A 19,262-nucleotide genomic window follows, 5' to 3' on the forward strand; every position below is an offset into this window, starting at 1 on the left:
CCCACGATCATGTAGGCGGTCGGGAGGAGGACGATGAGCGCGACGACAACCGCGGCGGCCGCCACCGATCGCGGCGGCGGCCGGCGAGCCTCCTTGGCGCGCGGGGGAGGCGCTCGCTCGGCGAGCGCGCCCGCGGCGTCCAGGCGGGTCGCCACTAGAGCAGTCCGACCTCCTCGAGGAGCGCGAGCGTGCCCTCCAGATCGCCGAGATCCGAAAGGTCCACCGAAGGCGGATCGAGCGCGTCGAGCTTCGGGAGCCGTGGGTCGGGCGCCACGTCTCCGGCGAGCGGGTACTCGTAGGTCTCCGAGACGAAGTACGCCTGCCCGGCGGGGGAGAGCAAGAACTCGATGAACCGCTGGGCCGCTGCCTGGTTCTTCGACGTCGTCAGGATGCCCGCGCCGGAGACGTTGACCAGACCACCGAGATCCCCGCCCGGCAGGAAGTGATCCTTCACCTTCGCGTCGGGGGTCTCCGCGAGAACCTCGAACGCGTAGTAGTGGTTGACGAGCCCCAACGGGATCTCGCCCGCAGCCACGGCCGCCACGATCGCGTCGTTGCCTGGGTACGTCTTCGCCCCGTTGGCTTTCATCGCTTGCAGCCACGAACGCGCAGCATCTTCACCCTTGACCTTCCGGAACGCCGTGACGAAAAGCTGGAAGGATCCGTTCGACGGCGCCCATCCGACCTTGTCCTTCCACGCGGCGCCGGTCAGCGCGTCGACCGAAGCGGGCAGCTGCGCCGTGGGAACGAGATCGGGGTTGTACGCGATGACGCGGACACGTCCCGAGACGCCGACCCAGTTCCCCTGCTCCGACCGGAACGCTTCGGCGACCCCGTCCAAGACCGACCCGGGGAGCTTCCGGAACAGGTTCTTCGCCTGAACGGCGCCGAGCGCCCCCGCGTCCTGCGCCCAGAAAACGTCGGCGGGGGAGCCGGAACCTTCCTCGGCGAGCAGCGCCGCCATCTCGGACGTGCTTCCGTAGCGAACCTCGACGTCGATCCCCGTCTGCGCCTCGAACTGCGCGATGAGCGTCCCGACCAGCGCCTCGCTCCGACCTGAATAAACGGTGATCTTGCCGTCGGCCTGCGTTCCGCCGCCGGCGTCGTCGCCGCCGCACGCCGCGAGCGCGATCATCAAGCCCAGCATCGCGAAGCTGTACCAGCGCTTTCTTGTCATCCCCGGATCTCCTTTCGGCCGGTCGTCTGTCAAGCCCCCCTGACTGTAGTTGTTAGGCATACCTGGCAGGGGAGGCTTCGGTCAAATCGGGCGGCCCTCGCCTGTTGGCCGTCGGAGCGGGCTCGTATACTGCGGCCTGTGGCTCGCAATCCGGACGCGCACGGCACCGACGACTACCTCGAGGCCGTCTACGAGATGCACGAGGAGGGCGCCGAAGTCGTTCAGGCGCGCCTCGCGGAGCGGCTCGGCGTCTCGCGCGCCGCCGTCAGCGAGAAGATCGGCCGTCTCGCGCGGATGAAGCTCGTGCATACGGACGGCGAGCGCGTCATCCAGCTGACCGCGCACGGAAGAGCCGTGGCCGAGGACGCGGTCCGGAGGCACCGGATGGCCGAGCGGTTCCTGATCGACGTGCTCAAGCTGCCTTGGCACAAGGCGCACGAAGAGGCCGAGCGCTTCCAGGGCTCGATGAGCGAAGAGATCGAGAAGCGGATCATGGCGCTCCTGGGCGGACCGGCGACCTGTCCGCACGGGAACCCCATCCCGGGGACCGGCGCGAAGATCGCTCGCGATCTGCGCCGGCTCGAGGAGTTCGCCGAGGGCGACGACGTCGTGCTCGAGCGGCTGACCGAAGACGTCGAGCTGCACACCGACGTGCTGCGCTACTTCGAGGAGCATGGGCTCATGCCCGGCAACCGGATCCGGGTCCTCGGCGTGGCCCCCGACGGCACGATGTCGCTCGAGGTCGGCGGATCTCGCTCGACCCTCGGCCCCGACCTGGCCGACAACCTGTGGGTGCGTCCGGCCACGAAGCGGCGCGCGAGCGCGCGCCGGTAGGCGCGGTGCCCAAGAAGGCGCCGGCGCAGGCGGCGCAACCCGCGGCCGCCGTTCCTTCCAAGCGGCTCCTGCTCCTCGACGGCCACTCGCTCGCGTACCGCGCGTTCTTCGCGCTGCCGACCTCGTTGGTGACGTCGACGGGGCAGATCACGAACGCCGTCTACGGCTTCACCTCGATGCTGATCAAGCTTCTGACCGAGCAGCGCACCGATCGGATCGGTGTGGCGTTCGATCTGGGTGCCCCGACGATCCGCCTAGCCCAGTACCCGGAGTACAAAGCCGGCCGGGCGAAGACCCCGACGGAGTTCTCCTCGCAGCTGGGGCTGCTGCGTGAGGTTCTGGACACCCTGCACGTGCCGGTGTTCCAGGTCCCCGATCATGAAGCCGACGACGTCATCGCGACCCTCGCGCGGCGCGGCGTGGAACGGGGGCTCGAGGTCGCGGTCGTGACCGCCGACCGAGACATGCTCCAGCTCGTCGGCGACGGCGTGACGGTCCTCTTCAACCGGAAGGGCATCACCGATATCACGCTCTACGACCTCGACGCAGTCGTGGAGCGCTTCGGGATCCCGCCCGAGAAGCTGCCGGATCTCGTTGCGCTGAAAGGCGATCCTTCGGACAACCTCCCCGGCGTGCCGGGCATCGGCGACAAGACCGCGTCGACCCTGGTACAGCAGTTCGGCTCGGTCGAAGCGATGTATGAGCGCCTCGACGAGTTGCCGCAGAAGCTCCGGAAGCTCTCGCCGAAGCTGGAGGAGGCCAAGGAGCAGGTCCTCCGCAACAAGCGGCTGGCGCAGCTCGTCGACGACCTGGAGCTCGGTGTGGACCCGGCGGACATCCGCATGGGCGAGTGGGATCAGGAGGTCATCCGGAAGCTGTTCCTGTCGCTTGAGTTCCGCTCGCTCCTCGAGCGGCTGCCCGACGTGCGCCGCCCGTCGGCGCCGGCGGCGGCGACGGAGTTCGTCGCGCGGGCCGGCGGCGGAAAGGACGTGAAGCAGCTCGAGGCCGCCGCGCGGACCGGCGCGCGCGTGGCGGTCGCGACGCGTCCCGGCTCGAAGGGGGTCGCGCTCGCCACCGGCGATGAGGAGGCCGTGTGGCTCGACGATCCCGCCGCGGCCGGGGCCCTGCTCGCGGATCCGGCGGTCGCGAAGGTCGCCCACGACGCCAAAGAGCTCATCGTGGCCCGCATGCGCGAGGGCGGCACGTTCGCGGGGCTCGCGTTCGACACCAAGATCGCCGCGTACCTTCTGGACCCGGCCGGCGGCACCTACGAGGTCGAGGATCTCTCGCTGCGCTACCTCGACCGGGAGCTTCCAACGGCCAAGCCGGCCGACGACGGCGCACAGCTGTCGCTCGACGTCATGCCCGAGGAAGCCGCCGCGCCCGAGGCGGTCTGCGCGCAAGCCGCGGCGCTGCTGCCGCTCGCCGACACGCTCGCGTCCCAGCTCGACCGGCTCGGGATGACCCAGCTGTACCGCGAGGTCGAGCAGCCGCTGATCGACGTGCTCGCGCGGATGGAGCTGACCGGCGTCGCGATCGACGTCGACCTGCTCGAGCAGATGTCGAACAAGATGTCCGTAGAGGTAACCGCCCTCGAGGGATCCATCACGCGTCACGCCGGCGGGCCGATCAACATCAACTCCCCCCCGCAGCTCCGAGAGGTGCTCTACGACCGGCTCGGGCTGACGCCGGGCCGTAAGACCAAAACCGGATACTCAACCGACGCCGCTGCGCTCGAGAGCCTGCGCGGCCTGCATCCGATCGTCGACGACATCCTCCGGTACCGCGAGCTCACCAAGCTCAAGTCGACCTACCTCGACGCGCTGCCACGGCTGGTCGATCCCACCACCGGGCGGCTGCACGCGACGTTCCATCAGACGGTCACGACCACGGGCCGCCTTTCGACGTCGGACCCCAATCTCCAGAACATCCCGGTTCGCACCGGCCTCGGACGCGAGATCCGCCGTGCCTTCGTCCCCGGCTTCCCGGAGCACACCCTGCTCGTCGCCGACTATTCCCAGATCGAGCTGCGCGTCCTCGCGCACATCACCAAGGACGACGGGCTCTGCGGCGCGTTCGAACGCGACGAGGACATCCACGCCGCGACCGCGGCGACGGTCTACGGCTTCGCCGTCGACGAGGTGCCCCACGACCTCCGGGACCGCGCGAAAGCGATCAACTTCGGGCTCGCCTACGGCATGAACGCCTTCGGGCTCGCGCAGCGGCTGGGCATCACGCCCGACGAGGCGCAGGAGTTCATCGACTCGTACTTCACGTCCTTCCCCGGCGTGAAGGAGTTCATGTCCTCCGTCGTGCGCGAGGCGTACCGGGACGGCTACACGATGACGCTCCTCGGCCGGCGCCGATACATCGAAGAGCTGACCCACCGGAACCCGCGCGTCCGACAGATGGGGGAGCGTCAGGCGTTGAACGCCCCGATCCAGGGAACCGCGGCCGATATCATCAAGCTCGCCATGATCAAAGTGGACCGCGGCCTGGCCGAGGAAGGGCTCGGCGCCCGAATGGTCCTGACCGTCCATGACGAATTGCTCTTCGAGGTGCCGAACTCTGAACTAGCCGCGACGAGAGAGGCGGTACGGTCGTTGATGGAGCAGGCGTACCCACTGGATGTTCCGCTCCGGGTCGACCTCGCAACCGGGGCGAACTGGGCGGAAGCGAAAGGTGGGTAGGGGCCCGGGGCTCAAGCAGCGAAGCATCGCAGCATGGCAACAGGGGCTGAGGCCCGGGCGGAAGTCCCGGGGCGCGGAGACTAACGGACACTCCTCCGTACACAGCACTACGGAGAACGGTCCATGGCGGACCGCGTCGTGACCATCGCATGATGGTGCGGCAGCCGACGAGAAGGGCATGAGCTGTGGGCGCAGTCGCAGATCTCCTCGGGGGACGTGAGGTTCTGGAGCTGTCGCAAGCCGACGTTCGCGCGGTCCGCGAGCGGAACCGGCGGCGTCGACTGACCTGGCTGGCCACCCTGATCGGCATACCGACCATCCTGCTCTGGTACCGGATCGCAGACGGCCGCCCCTTCAACGTGTTCGCGATGCCGAGCATCGGCGGAGACCCGCTGATCTGGGTCCCGGCGCTCATGCTGACCGCGCTGCTCGCCGTCCTGATCCTGGGACCGATGGCCGGCGCTCGCTCCCCGCACGTCATATACCGGCCGGAGCAGATCGACGTGTCGCTCGACGATGTGAAGGGCCTCGGCCCCGTCGTCGACGAGGTGATCCGCACGCTCAACGTCTTCCTCGGCTACGCGACCTTCCGCGACACCCTCGGCGGCACGCCGCGCCGGGGGGTCCTGTTCGAAGGCCCGCCGGGAACCGGGAAGACCCACATGGCCAAGGCGATGGCGCGCCACGCCGGCGTTCCGTTCCTCTACGTCGCAGGGCCGGCGTTCCAGACGCACTGGTACGGCATGACGGCGAAGAAGATCCGCTCCTACTTCAAGGCGCTGAAGAAGGTCGCACGCCGCGAGGGGGGCGCGATCGGATTCATCGAAGAGATCGACGCGTTCGCGACGGCGCGCGGCGGGATGGACGCATCGACGCCGGCGGTCTTTCCGATGGGGGCGAAGCGCGGTCTCTTCGGCCGGACGCGGAGCCCGATGGTGGCCTCCGGCACGGGCGGAACGGTGAACGAGCTGCTGATCCAGATGCAGTCCTTCGATTCGCTACCGCTCGGGTACCGGATGCTCGACAAGATCAAGGAGAAGGTGAACCTCTTCCTCCCGCCCGAACGTCAGATCATGAAGCGGCGTCCGCCGTACCACAACGTGCTGGTGATCGCGGCGACGAATCGCGGCGACTCGCTCGATCCGGCGCTTCTTCGGCCGGGCCGTTTCGATCAGCGCCTCTACTTCGACCTTCCTTCGCGCGCCGGTCGCCGCGAGCTGATCGACCTGTTCCTCTCGCGCAAGAGCCACGCACCCGAGATGGACGCCGGTGAGCGGCGCGACGACCTCGCCGGGATGACCTTCGGCTACTCGCCCGTCCAGATCGAGCATCTCCTCGACGAAGGCCTGATCGTCGCGCTCCGCTACGGGCGCGATCACATGGTCTGGTCGGACGTGACGTCGGCGAAGCTCGCCGAGGACATCGGGCTGCCACATCACGAGAGTTACACGCCCGACGAGCGCCGCCAGATCGCGACGCACGAGGCCGGCCACGCGGTCATCGCCTATCTCGTCGGCGAGGGACGGAGGCTCGAGGTGCTCTCGATCATCAAGCGCCGCGAAGCGCTGGGACTGCTCGCGCACTCCGACATCGAGGAGCGGTTCACGAAGACCGGCACCGAGCTGTACGCGCTCATCGTGATCGCGATGGCCGGGATGGCGTCCGAGGAGCTCTTCGAAGGGGAGTCCGGCACCGGGCCGGCCGGGGACCTCGCCGCCGCCACGCAGATCGCTTCCGAGATGGTCGGCTCGCTCGGGCTCGCCGGGTCGCTCATCTCGTACCGGGCGGTAACGGAGAACGTGTTCGATTCGGGCTTCATCGGGCGAGTGATCTCGGGCGGCGAGTCACGGCGATCCGTCGAGGCGATCCTCCGCCGGGCGAAGGTCGATGCGCGGCGTCTTCTCCGCGCCAACCGCCGGCTCGTGATGGCCCTCCGCGACGCGCTGCTCGATCGTGAAGAGCTGATCGGCGACGCGATCATCGAGGTCCTCGAGGAGGCCGGCGGCAAACGCGTGAAGACCGAGCTGCGCCGAGCGATGGCCCGCCCGCGGAGCCGAACGGTCCGCGCCGCCTCCACCAAGTCCAAGTCTTGATCGACGTCGGCCGGGCGGAAAGACGAGTCCACCCGGCCGGCAACCTTTCGGCAGCGGAGCGTCTCAGGCGGTGAGGCCGCTCCGGACCCACGCCGCGGTGTCGGCGATCCCCGCGTCGAGGCTCAGCCGCGGCGACCAGCCCAGCTTGCGTTTCGCGCGGCTGAAGTCGAGCGCGATCCGCTCGAGCTCGCCGAGGCGCGGCGGCGCGAACTGCACCTCGCCCCGATACCCGACGGCACGCGCGCACGCATCCCACAACTCCAAGACGTTCGTCTCGACGGACGTGCCGATGTTGAAGACCGTGCCCGACCCGCGGCCGACGGCACGCGCGAATGCGTCGACGATGTCGGAGACGTGCACGAAGTCTCGCGTCTGCTTCCCGTCTCCGTAGATCACCGGCTGCTTCCCGGCGAGCATCGCGCCGAGGAAGATCGCGACGACCCCCGCCTCGCCCGTCGGATCCTGCCGAGGACCGAATACGTTGGCGAGGGCGAGGACGGTGAAGTCGAGGCCGTGCGCCTTGCGGTAGAAGCCGAGGTAATCGTGCAGGACCTTCTTCGAGATCCCGTACGGGGAATCGGGCGTCCCGCGGTAGGTCTCCTTGACCGGCAAGGTCTTCGGCTCACCGTAGATGCAGCCGCCGGATGACGCCATGATGATCTTTCGCGCGCCGGCCCCCTGGGCGGCGTTGAGCACGTTCAGGGATCCGGCGATGTTGACGTCCGCGTCGTGAGACGGATCGGCGACCGAGATGCGCACGTCGATCTGCGCTGCGAGATGCATCACGGTATCTGGGCGCTCCTCGGCGATGAGCCGGCCGAGTGAGGGATCCCGGATATCGACCTCGTGGAGACGGACGCCGCGCTCGAGGGCGCCGTGGAGGTTGGATCGCTTCCCGCTGAGCAGCGAATCGACGACGGCCACATAGTGGCCGTCCGCGACCATGCGGTCGACGATGTGGGAGCCGATGAAGCCGGCGCCGCCGGTAACCAGCATTTTCATACGGCCCGGAAGGATACCGGTCCTGCGGGAGGGATGAGGAGTCAGACCAAGCAGATCAGCGGCGTCTTGGCGCTCGCCTGACCCGAGTTGGCGCTCGTCCAGCTATTCGCCGTCGACTGCAGGACGTAGTAGTAGGTCGTATTCGTGTTGAGCCCCGAGCTGTCCGTGTACGTGACGGTCGTTCTACCGGTCACGTGCGCGCGCAACGTGTAGGGACCGCCGTTCGTGGTACTCCGGTAGACGTCGTAGCCGTCGGCGTACACCGACGTCGTCGCCGTCCAGTTCAGCGTGATCTTCGGGGCAAGGAGCTGGCATCCCGCGGTCGCCGTGAGGCCGGTCGGAGGCTGGAGCGTCGCCGTGGACAACGCGTTCGACCCGACGCCGGGCGCGTCGGTGAACAGGGCCGCGGTCGTCGCCACGTTTGCGCCGAGCAGCGCCAGCAGGGCGACGAGGCCCGCGAACGCGACCCGTCGACCGGTCATCCCGCCAGCCGTGGGCGCCGCCTGTCCGTGCGGCGTGGACGCGACCCGATCCGCGCAACGGCTCCCGCGACCACGAAGCCGGCCAAGGCGCCGAGGATGAGGGTCTCGGGATCGGTTCCGCGGCCGACGGGCGCGGGCTGCGGCTCGGGAACGATCTCCTGGACCGCGCGCCGGCGCCGCCGGCGTCGCTCGTCCGTGAGTAGGCCGAGGATCGGGATGAGGAAGAGCGCCACGCCGCCGTAGGGCGTGCGGGCGAACATCACCAGCCGGCCCGCGTACGGCACGACGCGCTCGACGCGATGGATCGAGCCGGACACGGGCACGGGCTCGAGATCCGGCGTCGGGTTGGCGTCGCCCTTGGTTCGGAACGCCTTGACGCCGTCGATGGTTTCGATCGCGATCACGCGGTGGGTGATCGTCGAGTCGGCTCCGACGTGGCGGAAGGTGATCACGTCGCCGACCGAGACGGCCCTGGCGTCGACGAGCCGCGTCACCGCGACCGACCCGATGGGTGCCGTGCCGCCCATGCTGCCGCTCGTGACGATCAGCGCCTCGGCGCCGAAGAGGGTCGGCATGAACGCGAGCGCGAGCACGGCGACGGCGCCGATGGCCATCACGGCCACGGCGCCTCCTACGATCCGCACCACGATCTTTCCGAGCACGATCCCTCCTCGAGGGCTGTGGTGGGGGGGGGGGGGGGGCCCCCCCCCCCCCCCCCCCCACCATTCGCCGGGTTAGTTGTTCGCCGTCTGCTCGGCGCCGAAGGTGAACGTCGCTGTGGCGGACAGGCTCTGCAGGGAGTTGGTCGCCGAGGTGGGCAGCTGCACCTGGAAGCACAGCGCCTCGCTCGCCGACGCGTTGAGCGTCCGGTCGCCTGCCTGCGACCCCTGCGCCGTGTCGCCGATGGCCCCGGCGGTCAACGAGCCCGTGTATACCTGAGAACCGTCCGTGCCGAATCCCGCGTTCGAGCAGGTGGTGACGCCGCTCTTGACGGTGAGGGTCAAACCGTCGGACAGGGTCGTGCTTCCGCTGATCGAGGTCGTCATCGCGTACCGGAGCTGGAGCGTCCCGGCGTTCGAGATCGTGATGGGAGCGGTGACCTTGTCGCCCGGGGCCATGCCCGAGAAGCTGACGAGCGCCGAGGTCGGGCTCGAGGAGATATCCACGTTACCGGTCGAGAATGCGTTCGACGCCACGGCCGCGGAGTCGGAGAAGATGGCCTGGGTCAAGGCCCACGGAGCGCCGGCGACGACGCCGACCGCGAGGAGGGCGATCCATACCTTCCGCATCGAATAGCTCCCTTCGTCGGTGCCCGGCTGCGCGGGTTCTTCCGGGCTCCATCGCCCGGCACCTCAGGGGTCGGGGCAGGATGGCAGCCGATGAATAGTTCTCCCGTGTCATCTCGCAGGTCAGAAGGGGCCTGGTCCTGCTTCCAGGGCAGCGCCTGATTTGTTCGTCTCCGTTGACGGCCTGCGGGAACCCGGTCTAGACTCCCCGCGCCTGTTGTGGCACGTCAGAGGCCGTATCGGTTGCCTTGGAAGGAGCGAGGCACGCAGTCCGGACCCTTGTCGCCGCGCCCGCGGGTAATTGAACAAGGGGACGACAGGTACGGTTCCCCGGGAAAGGATTGGTTCGTTCGTGCCCGAACGCGACACGGTTGAGCAAGGCCAAGTAACGCAGAACGACATCGGCGGCCCCGAAGAGCTTGCGAAGGCTTACGAAGACTCGATCAAGAACTTCGACGAGGGTGACATCGTTGCCGGCAAGGTGGTGTCGGTCGACAAGGATGAGGTCCTCCTCGACATCGGATACAAGTCCGAGGGTGTGATCCCCGCCCGCGAGCTCACGATCAAGCACGACACCGACCCGCGGCAAGTCGTTCAGATCGGCGAGGAGATCGAAGCCCTCGTCACCCAAAAGGAAGACAAAGAAGGCCGTCTCATCCTCTCCAAGAAGAAGGCGCAGTACGAGCGTGCCTGGGGGCAGATCGAGAAGGTCATGAACGACGAAGGGATCGTGACCGGCACCGTGATCGAGGTCGTCAAGGGCGGCCTCATCGTCGACATCGGGCTGCGCGGCTTCTTGCCGGCGTCGCTCGTCGACCTCCGCCGCGTGCGCGATCTTCACCCGTTCGTCGGTAAGAAGATCGAAGCGAAGATCATCGAGCTCGACCGCAACCGGAACAACGTCGTTCTGTCGCGCAGGAAGTACCTCGAGGAAGCGCAGTCGGAAGGGCGCAAGAAGTTCCTCGAGGAGCTGCAGAAGGGCGAGGTACGCAAGGGCACCGTCTCGAGCATCGTGAACTTCGGCGCGTTCGTTGATCTCGGCGGCGTCGACGGCCTCGTGCACGTATCCGAGCTGTCGTGGCGCCACGTCGAGCATCCGAGCGAGGTCGTGCAGGTCGGTCAGGAGGTCGAGGTCGAAGTGCTCGACGTCGATCTCGAGCGCGAGCGCATCTCACTGTCGCTCAAGAAGACGCAGGAGGATCCGTGGCGGCAGTTCGCGCGGCTGCACCAGCCGGGCGAAGTCATCGACGGTCAGGTCACCAAGCTCGTGCCGTTCGGCGCGTTCGTTCGCGTCGCCGACGGCGTCGAGGGTCTCGTCCATATCTCCGAGCTCGCCGAACGCCACGTCGAGACGGCGGAACAGGTCGTCACGGTCGGCCAGCCGGTTCAGGTGAAGATCATCGAGGTCGACTCCGACCGGCGCCGCATCTCGCTCTCGATCAAGCAGGCCAGTCCCGAGGGCGCCGAGCCGGTGCCCGACGAGATCGAGCTCGAGACCGACGAGGAAGAGAAGGCGCCCGAAGTGGCCGACGTCTCTGGCGAGGACGTGCTCGAAGCGGCGCTCGCGCCCGAAGTCGAGACCGCCAAGCCGGAAGAGGGGGAGCAGCCATCGCACGCCGCCGCTCTCGGCGAGGACACGATCGAGGCGATCGTCGCCGACCTGAAGCGGCGCTCCCAGCAAGAAGGGTGACGCCCTGCTGCTCGTCGGACTGACGGGCGGGATCGCGAGCGGCAAGTCGACCGTCGCGCAGCTGCTCGTCGACCGCGGGGCGGTGCTCGTGGATGCGGATCAGATCGCACGGGACATCGTCGACCCTGGGACGCCCGCCTGGTCGAAGATCGTCGAGCACTTCGGACCCGATGTGCTGCTTCCCGACAAGAGCATCAACCGTGTCGCGCTCGGTGAGATCGTCTTCAACGACCGGACGAAACTCGCCCTACTGAACGAGATCACGCACCCGGAGGTGATGCGCCGCATCGCCGACCGCCTCGAGGAGCTATCCGGCTCGGATGAGATCGTGGTCGTCGACGTCCCGTTGCTGGCCGAGGTCGGGGCGGCGGACATGTTCGACGTCATCGTCGTCGTCGCCTCGGACCCGCACCTCCAACGTGATCGCCTTCTGAGCCTGCGTGGGATGACCGAAGCGAATGCCGATGCTCGTATCGCTGCGCAGATGCCGCACGCGGAGCGGGCCGCCGTCGCCGATATCGTGATCGCGAACGACGGCTCGATGGAGGACTTGGTCGCTCAGGTAGATCGGGTTTGGGATCGCCTCGAAGCGAACCGAGGGGGACGAACGCACGATTGAAACATAGGCCACCTGGGTCGTTTACTCGGGTCCTCCTGCCGCTTATCGTGTCGCAACCGCCGCTCGGGGGAGCGACCTCATGTTCATCGACAAACCAAGCAAACGACTGCTGCTGTCGTTCATTATCGCCGCCACGAACATCTTCTCGTTCGCGTTCGGGATCGCCGTGACCGGAGATCGCAGATCGAACGTCGACGTGGTGGCGGCTTCCTCCGGCGCATCGACGCCGATCCTTTCGCCGACGGCGGGAGCGAGGCCGGCGGCCAAGCAGACCGCCGCGAAGGTCGTCGCCGCGCCGGCTCCTCACGCCGCGGACGTCGCGGCGATGCCGAGCGCCACGCCTTCCCCCTCGATCCCGATCGCCGGCAAGGGGATGTGGATCTACGAGTTCGATCTGATCATGGGCGGGAACGTCCAGAAGATCGTCGACGTGTCGAAGGCGTACGGACTGACGCATCTTTACGTCCGGGCCGGTACGACGCGCTCGGGCTTGGACACGTGGCCCGACGTATTGAAGATCCTTCCCGTCGCGCACGCCGCCGGACTGAAGGTGATCCCCTGGTACTTCCCGTATCTGCGAAATCCTGCAGCCGATGCTCGCAGGACGATCGCGATGGTCCGAACCGTCGTCAACGGGCATCGCGTCGACGGATTCGCGGCCGACATCGAGACTCGGGCTGAGGGGACGAAATTGTCGACCAAGGCCGTGAAGCAGTACATCGACACGGTCCGGAAGGGTGCGCCCGAGGCCTTCATGATCCTCGTTCCGCCGAGACCGAACAGCTACACGGTCCGGTTCTACCCGTACCACCTCGTCCCGAGGTTCGATGCCGTCGCTCCGATGGTCTATTGGGGCGGCGTCGATCCTGCGAAGGCCACCGCGGACGCCGTTTCCTATCTGAAGCGCTACAACCGTCCCGTCGCTCCGATCGGGCAGGTGTACGACATGGGACCCGAGGGCGGTCCGAAGGGGCGGCCGAAACCGCCTGCCTTGCGGCGCTTCATGAACGAGGCGCGCATGCGTGGCTCGGTCGGCTTGTCGTTCTGGTCCTGGCAACATTCCTCGATCCCGCAATGGGTCGCGATCAGAGCGTTCCCCTGGCCGTAAGCTGCGAGGGCGATTCCCGCCCTTAGCTAGAATGCGCGGCATGCGCCGCTTCGATGCCGTGCTCTTCGACGCCGGTGAGACGCTCCTCCGTCCCGAGCCCTCTTTCCCTGAACTCATCGTTCGGCTGCTCGAAGCCCGGGGGCTCCAGGTCTCCGACCACGACCCGCACTGGATCAACAACGCGCTCGCGAGCGTGTTCCGCGCGATGGACGATCTGGTGGTCAATCGCGAGCATTTCTCGACGTCGGCCGAGCGATCGCGCACGTTCTGGACCGAGATCTACATCCGGCTGCTCGCGGAGCTGGGGGTGTCCGACCCCGACGCCGCGCACGCGACGCACCTGTACGAGGAGTTCTCGAAGCCCGAGCACTACGCGCTCTTCCCCGACGCGCTCCCGGCATTGCGCGACCTGGCCGCCTCCGGCTACGCGCTCGGCATCGTGTCGAACTTCGAGAGCTGGTTGACGACGCTGCTCGAACGGCTCGGGATCTTGCCGCTCATGTCGGTCGTCGTGGTGAGCGGCGACGAAGGCATCGAGAAGCCAGACCCGAAGATCTTCCGCCTTGCCCTCGACCGGCTCGATGTATCACCCGAGCGCGTGACGTACGTCGGAGACAACCCGCGGATCGACGTCGAGCCGGCGCTCGCTCTCGGGATGGGCGCCGTGCTCGTCGATCGGCGCGGCGTCCACGCGAGCTTCCGGGCCTCGCCGGTCGTGCGGTCGCTCGAGCAGGTTCCGGCGGTGATCCGATGACCGATCGCCGCTACACGGTGGAGGAGGCCAACGAGCTCCTGCCGGCGCTCGGCCAGATGCTCGAGCGCCTTCGCGACGCGCAGCGGGTCATGTCGGAACGCCACGACGAGGTGATGGAGGCAACGACGCACAACGGCGGCGGCGGAGCCGGGAAGGAATATCTCGAGGCGTCGCAGGAAGCCGGCCGGGTGGGCGTCGAGATCCAGCAGCTCGGCATCGTCGTGCGCGATCCCGAGGCCGGCTTGATCGACTTCCCGGCCGAGCGGGAGGGGGAAGAGATCTACCTCTGCTGGCGGCTGGGCGAAGACGCCGTCTCCTGGTGGCATCCGATCGACACCGGCTTCTCCGGCCGCCGACCGCTGTGACGTCCCGAGAGACTTCATCGGTCTTTTCGGTCCTCAAGATCCGCGATTACCGGCGGTTGTGGCTGGCCGATGTCGTCTCGGACGCCGGATCGTTCATCACCTTCATCGCGCTGGCGGTCTACGTCCACGACCTAACCGGCGAGGCGCTCGCCGTCGGTTTCGCCCTCGGTCTCCGCGCGATCCCCTGGCTCACCCTCGGACCGATCGCGGGCGTGATCGCCGATCGCGTCGATCGCCGGCTGATGATGGTGATCTGCGACATCGCCCGCGCGGCCCTCGTGGCGTTGTTGCCGTTCACCGACACCGTCGGGCAGGCGTACGCGATCTCGTTCGCCTCGGGGCTTTTCGGACCCGTTTTCCGTCCGGCCCGGCGAGCGCTGATCCCCACGGTCGTGCCCGGCGAGCAGTTCGTTCAAGCCGTGGCGCTGGGCGAGGTCACGCATCAGATCATGCACACCATCGGTCCCGCGCTCGGCGGTCTCGCGGTGCTCGCCGTGGGCGCGCGGAACGCGTTCTTCGTCGACTCCGGCACGTTCCTCGTGTCTGCCGCGCTCCTCATCGGTCTGGGCGTGCGCGGATCCGTTCGCGGCCGGCCGACCGGGCTGGCCGACGTGCGCCGCGACCTCGCCGAGGGCGGGCGGCTCCTCTTCGGCGACCGGCTGTTGCGTTCGATCGTTCTCTTCGACTCGGTCGTGCTCTTCGGTTACGCCGGAACGTTCGCCGCGATGATCGTGTACGTTCGCGAGTCGCTCGGTCGAGGAGCCGGCACGTACGGGGTTCTTCTCGGCGCCAGCGGACTCGGAACGGCGCTCGGCGCCTACTTGCTCGCGCGCCGGGGGAGGCGCGTGCGGCGCGGCCCTGCGCTCGGCGCCGCCGCGCTGGGATCGGCGGCGCTCGGCTTCCTGGCGCTCCGCCCCGGCTTCGCGCCGCTGATGGTGTTGATGTTCCTCGTTGGGGCCTCGTTCTCGGGGACGGTCCTTTACGTCGAGACCACCGTCGCCGAACGGGTGCCGGACGAGGCGCGCGGGCGCGTCTTCGGGCTGATGGCCGCCATCGCCGAGCTCTTCGACCTGGCCGGCGCCGTGGGGGTCACCGCGATGGCCGACGGGATCGGGGCCGGACCTGCGATCGCCGTCGGCGGCGCGATCGCGGCCGGGCTCGGCCTTGCAGTTCTGGCTCCCGCTACTCGAGCGCTGCGCCGGGACGACGCGGAACGTGACGCCGCGGCGGGCTAGAAGATGTGGTCGAGGAAGCCGAGCAGCCGGGCGGTGAAATCTGCGGGCCGTCGCATGTTGACGACGTGATCCGCGCCTTGCATGACGGCACGCCGGGCGCCGGGGATGCGGGACATGATGAGCTCCGCGATGCGTTCCACGTCGGGCAGGTCCTGATCCCCTGAGACCACAAGCGTGGGGACCGAGATCTCGCCGAGCCGGTCGAGCGCCGGAGGATCCGGGCGGCGCCGGAGGGCGGGATCCAAGGCGACCTGATGGGCGTTGTCCATCGCGATCTCCTTGATGCGGAGGTCGGGTCCGGTGGCCGAGCGGACCGGCGCCCAGATCTCGAGCTCGAGCTCCGCGGCGCGCTGGATGTCACCCTTCTCGAGCGCGGCCTCCGCCTTCTTGTACCGGCGGTCGAGATCCTTGGAGAACTCGTATCCACCGAGGCCCGGCGAGGCCAGCACGAGCGCGTCGACCCGATCGGGGTACTCGAGCGCGAAATCGACGGCGACGGCTGCGCCCATCGAGAGCCCCACCAGCGCCGCCCGCTTGATCTTCAGATGGGTGAGCAGGCCGGCGAGGTCGTCGGAATGCGAGTACTCGGCCTCGGGCCGGTCGGACCGCCCGTACCCCCGCAGGTCGTAGCGGACCACCCGGCACCGTTCGGCGAGGGACTCGAACTGATCGTCCCACATGCGGGCATCCCACAGGCCGCCGTGCAGGAGCGCCACCGGCGCGCCTTCGCCTGCGACCTCGTACCAAAGACGCCCGCCGAGGACGGACGCGAAGCCGGTTTCGGATGTCACAGCCGACAAGGTAGTCGCTACCGACGCAGTCGGCCATCCGCGGCCATGGCCAGGCATAACGGCGTCGCACCCCGGCGTTAGGATTATCTCAGTGCCCCCTTTCAAGGTGGTTTCCGATTTCGCTCCCTCCGGCGACCAGCCGAAGGCGATCGACGCGATCGCAGACGGGATCCTGAAGGGGTACGACTACCAGACCCTGCTCGGCGTGACGGGATCGGGGAAGACCTTCGCGGCCGCGTGCGCGGTGGAGCGGGTCCAGAAGCCGACGCTGGTGATCTCGCCGAACAAGTCGCTCGCCGCCCAGCTCTGCAACGAGTTCAAGGAGGTCTTCCCGCACAACGCCGTCGAGTACTTCGTCTCGTACTACGACTATTACCAGCCCGAGGCGTACGTCCCCCAGACCGACACCTACATCGAGAAGGATTCGTCGATCAACGACGAGATCGACCGGCTGCGGCACTCGGCCACCGCGGCGCTCCTGCAGCGCCGGGACGTGCTGATCGTCGCCAGCGTGTCGTGCATCTACGGGCTCGGTTCGCCCGAGCAGTACGAGGCCCATCTGCTCCGGCTCGTCCAGGGCGTCGACGTTCCGATGGAGTTCATCAAGCAGCGCCTGGTCGACATGCAGTACGGACGGAACGACTTCAACCTGGCGCGCGGGAAGTTCCGCGTCCGGGGCGACACCATCGAGATCTTCCCCGCCTACGAGGAGCACATCCTCCGCGTCGAGCTGTTCGGGGACACGATCGAGCGCATGCTGCAGATCGACACGATCACCGGCGAGGTGATCGGCGAGGTCGGCGACACGAGCGTCTTCGCCGCAAGCCACTACGTGGCGAGCCAAGCGCGGATGGAGCGCGCGCAGCGGACGATCCGAACCGAGCTCGACGAGCGCCTGAAGCAACTCGAGTCCGAGAACAAGCTGCTCGAGGCGCAACGGTTGCGGATGCGCACCAATTACGACCTGGAGATGATGCGTGAGGTCGGGTTCTGCTCGGGGATCGAGAACTACTCGCGTCACATCGACGGCCGATCCGCCGGCGAGGCGCCCTTCACGCTGATCGATTATTTCCCCGACGACTTCCTCGTGATCATCGACGAGTCGCACGTGACGGTGCCGCAGCTGCACGGGATGTACGAGGGCGATAAGAGCCGGAAGGAAACGCTCGTCGACCACGGCTTCCGACTCCCGAGTGCGCTCGACAACCGGCCGCTCCGCTTCGAGGAGTTCACCGAGAAGGTCAACCAGGTCGTGTTCCTCTCCGCCACGCCGAGCGCGTACGAACTTTCCATATCGCGCAACGTCGTCGAGCAGGTAGTACGGCCGACGGGACTCATCGATCCCGAGGTGATCGTGAAACCCACCAAGGGTCAGGTAGACGACCTCATCGAAGAGGTCCGCAAGCGGGCCGAGGCGGGGGAGCGCGTGCTCGTGACGACGCTGACGAAGAAGATGTCCGAGGACCTCACCGACTACCTGCTCGAGATGGGGATCCGCGTGCGGTACCTGCACTCCGAGATCGACACGATCCAGCGGATCGAGATCCTGCGCGACCTGCGGCTTGGTGAGTTCGACTGCCTGGTCGGGATCAACCTCCTTCGCGAGGGCCTCGACCTGCCCGAGGTGTCGCTCGTCGCGATCCTCGACGCCGACAAGGAAGGCTTCTTGCGCTCGGAGACCTCGCTGATCCAGACGATCGGCCGCGCGGCGAGGAACGTGTCGGGCCAGGTGATCATGTACGCCGACCAGGTCACCGACTCGATGCGGAAGGCCCTCTCCGAGACGAACCGAAGGCGGCACAAGCAGGTGAGCTACAACAAGGAGCACGGGATCGATCCCCAGTCCATCCGGAAGAAGGTCTCCGACATCCTCCAATCGGCCGGGCTCGCCGCCGAGGCGCCGACGCCGTACAGGACCGGCAAGCGCAAGCGGGCGTCGCGGGACCTTACCGGCGTGCCGCGCGACGAGCTTCCGCGGCTGATCCAAGCGCTCGAGGAGGAGATGCGCGAAGCCGCCAAGGAGCTACGCTTCGAGTACGCCGCTCGTTTGCGGGATGAGATCAACGACCTCAAGCGAGAGCTCAAAGAAGTCTCGTGAGCGCGCTGGTCGAGGTCGAGGGGCTCCGGAAGGTCTATCCCGACGGCACGGAGGCCGTTCGCGGGATCGATTTCGCGGTCGGAGAGGGCGAGTTCTTCGGCTTCCTCGGACCGAACGGCGCGGGCAAGAGCACCACGATCAAGATGCTCGTCACCCTGATCCCACCGACCGAAGGGCGGGCGGTGATCTCCGGGCACACGCTCGGGCGCGACGACCGGCGGATCCGCGAGGTGATCGGCTACGCAGCCCAAGACGTCAGCGTCGACGAAGACCTGACCGGCCGGGAGAACCTCGTGCTGTCCGGCCGTCTGTACCACCTCGCCCAGCGCGACGCCCTTCGGCGCGCGGACGAGTTGCTCGAGCTGGTCGGCCTGACCGAGGCGGCCCACCGGCGCGCAGGCTTCTACTCGGGAGGGATGCGTCGGCGTCTCGACCTCGCGCAGGCGCTGATGCACCGGCCGAAGCTGTTATTCCTCGACGAGCCTACGACCGGGCTCGACCCGCAGAACCGGCGCGCGATGTGGGACGAGCTGCAGCGCCTGAACCGCGACGGGACGACCGTGTTCCTCACGACCCAGTACATGGAGGAGGCCGACACGCTGTGCGAGCGGCTCGCCGTCATCGACCACGGGATGATCGTGGCCGAGGGGAGCCCGGCATCGATGAAGGCGGAGCTCGGCGGCGAGGTGCTGTCGCTCTCGTTCACGACCGACGACCCCGACGCCCTCCGGGAGCTGATCGACCGCGGCGCTGCGATCTTGCGCGGGATCGAGGGACTTGCAGCGGTGCGCGAGGCGGACCGGACGGTGATCGCCAACATGAAGAACGGAGCCCGTGAGGTGCTGCCCGAGGCGCTCCGTGTGATCGAAGAGGCAGGGCTCGACGCGCGTATTGCCGTGTCGCCGCCTACGCTCGACGACGTGTTCATGAAGATCACGGGACACGCCCTGCGCGACGAAGAAGGGAAGCCGACCGGCTTCAGCCTCGGCGGCCGGCGGCGGATGAGGAGGTAGGGGTGGAGACGCTTCGCGTGACCAC

General features: G+C 67.8%; 16 protein-coding genes and 1 pseudogene. 11 read left to right on the plus strand and 6 right to left on the minus strand.

Features of this window, described 5'->3' with window-relative positions; translation table 11 throughout:
* Positions 1-154: 154 nt before the first annotated feature.
* Positions 155-1,177, minus strand: a complete 1,023-nt coding sequence (locus WEB06_00255) for an iron ABC transporter substrate-binding protein (GenBank protein MEX2554048.1) — start codon at positions 1,175-1,177, stop codon at positions 155-157.
* A gap of 138 nt (positions 1,178-1,315) precedes the next feature.
* On the opposite strand from WEB06_00255, the gene WEB06_00260 reads away from it, so the two are divergent.
* From WEB06_00260 to WEB06_00270, 3 genes are all read left to right on the plus strand, one after another.
* Positions 1,316-2,011: a metal-dependent transcriptional regulator gene (locus WEB06_00260; GenBank protein ID MEX2554049.1), complete on the plus strand. Its 696-nt coding sequence runs from the start codon at positions 1,316-1,318 to the stop codon at positions 2,009-2,011.
* A 5-nt stretch (positions 2,012-2,016) separates the two neighbouring features.
* Complete coding sequence (polA, locus tag WEB06_00265; GenBank protein ID MEX2554050.1) at positions 2,017-4,701, plus strand: DNA polymerase I; 2,685 nt, start codon at positions 2,017-2,019, stop codon at positions 4,699-4,701.
* A gap of 185 nt (positions 4,702-4,886) precedes the next feature.
* Entirely contained in the window at positions 4,887-6,794 is a 1,908-nt protein-coding gene (locus tag WEB06_00270) for an AAA family ATPase (GenBank protein MEX2554051.1), read from the plus strand.
* Positions 6,795-6,857: 63 nt separating this feature from the next.
* Here WEB06_00270 and WEB06_00275 read toward each other — a convergent pair whose 3' ends face one another.
* The 4 genes from WEB06_00275 to WEB06_00290 form a co-directional block, all read right to left on the minus strand.
* A complete protein-coding gene (locus tag WEB06_00275; GenBank protein MEX2554052.1) occupies positions 6,858-7,796 on the minus strand; it encodes an NAD-dependent epimerase/dehydratase family protein in 939 nt (312 codons plus the stop codon).
* A gap of 41 nt (positions 7,797-7,837) precedes the next feature.
* On the minus strand, positions 7,838-8,278 hold the full coding sequence (locus tag WEB06_00280; GenBank protein ID MEX2554053.1) for a hypothetical protein: 441 nt from the start codon (positions 8,276-8,278) through the stop codon (positions 7,838-7,840).
* The gene (locus WEB06_00285; protein MEX2554054.1) at positions 8,275-8,940 is read right to left on the minus strand and encodes a signal peptidase I; all 666 of its coding nucleotides are present in this window, start codon (positions 8,938-8,940) and stop codon (positions 8,275-8,277) included. The genes WEB06_00280 and WEB06_00285 overlap by 4 nt, the downstream gene beginning before the upstream one ends.
* A 72-nt stretch (positions 8,941-9,012) precedes the next feature.
* Positions 9,013-9,567, minus strand: a complete 555-nt coding sequence (locus WEB06_00290) for a TasA family protein (protein MEX2554055.1) — start codon at positions 9,565-9,567, stop codon at positions 9,013-9,015.
* Positions 9,568-9,904: 337 nt separating this feature from the next.
* On the opposite strand from WEB06_00290, the pseudogene rpsA reads away from it, so the two are divergent.
* From rpsA to WEB06_00320, 6 genes and pseudogenes are all read left to right on the plus strand, one after another.
* A pseudogene (gene rpsA, locus WEB06_00295) lies at positions 9,905-11,188 on the plus strand (30S ribosomal protein S1).
* Between the two features lie 70 nt (positions 11,189-11,258).
* On the plus strand, positions 11,259-11,873 hold the full coding sequence (coaE, locus tag WEB06_00300; GenBank protein ID MEX2554056.1) for a dephospho-CoA kinase: 615 nt from the start codon (positions 11,259-11,261) through the stop codon (positions 11,871-11,873).
* A gap of 79 nt (positions 11,874-11,952) precedes the next feature.
* The gene (locus WEB06_00305; protein MEX2554057.1) at positions 11,953-12,981 is read left to right on the plus strand and encodes a hypothetical protein; all 1,029 of its coding nucleotides are present in this window, start codon (positions 11,953-11,955) and stop codon (positions 12,979-12,981) included.
* Positions 12,982-13,021: 40 nt separating this feature from the next.
* A complete protein-coding gene (locus WEB06_00310; GenBank protein MEX2554058.1) occupies positions 13,022-13,735 on the plus strand; it encodes an HAD-IA family hydrolase in 714 nt (237 codons plus the stop codon).
* A complete protein-coding gene (locus tag WEB06_00315) occupies positions 13,732-14,100 on the plus strand; it encodes a DUF2203 domain-containing protein (protein MEX2554059.1) in 369 nt (122 codons plus the stop codon). Before WEB06_00310 ends, WEB06_00315 begins: the two co-directional genes overlap by 4 nt.
* Positions 14,097-15,335 (plus strand): MFS transporter, encoded by a 1,239-nt coding sequence (locus WEB06_00320; GenBank protein ID MEX2554060.1) that lies wholly within the window; start codon positions 14,097-14,099, stop codon positions 15,333-15,335. Before WEB06_00315 ends, WEB06_00320 begins: the two co-directional genes overlap by 4 nt.
* Here WEB06_00320 and WEB06_00325 read toward each other — a convergent pair.
* Complete coding sequence (locus tag WEB06_00325; protein ID MEX2554061.1) at positions 15,332-16,126, minus strand: alpha/beta fold hydrolase; 795 nt, start codon at positions 16,124-16,126, stop codon at positions 15,332-15,334. The genes WEB06_00320 and WEB06_00325 overlap by 4 nt on opposite strands.
* A 91-nt stretch (positions 16,127-16,217) precedes the next feature.
* Between WEB06_00325 and uvrB the strand changes: the two genes are divergently transcribed.
* Both uvrB and WEB06_00335 read left to right on the plus strand, forming a co-directional pair.
* A complete protein-coding gene (gene uvrB, locus WEB06_00330; protein MEX2554062.1) occupies positions 16,218-18,224 on the plus strand; it encodes an excinuclease ABC subunit UvrB in 2,007 nt (668 codons plus the stop codon).
* Positions 18,221-19,237 carry an ATP-binding cassette domain-containing protein gene (locus tag WEB06_00335; protein ID MEX2554063.1) on the plus strand — a complete coding sequence of 339 codons (1,017 nt, stop codon included), beginning with the start codon at positions 18,221-18,223 and terminating at the stop codon, positions 19,235-19,237. The genes uvrB and WEB06_00335 overlap by 4 nt, the downstream gene beginning before the upstream one ends.
* The last annotated feature ends 25 nt before the right edge of the window (positions 19,238-19,262 follow it).

This window comes from Actinomycetota bacterium (assembly GCA_040905475.1).
Lineage (GTDB): Bacteria > Actinomycetota > AC-67 > AC-67 > AC-67 > DATFGK01.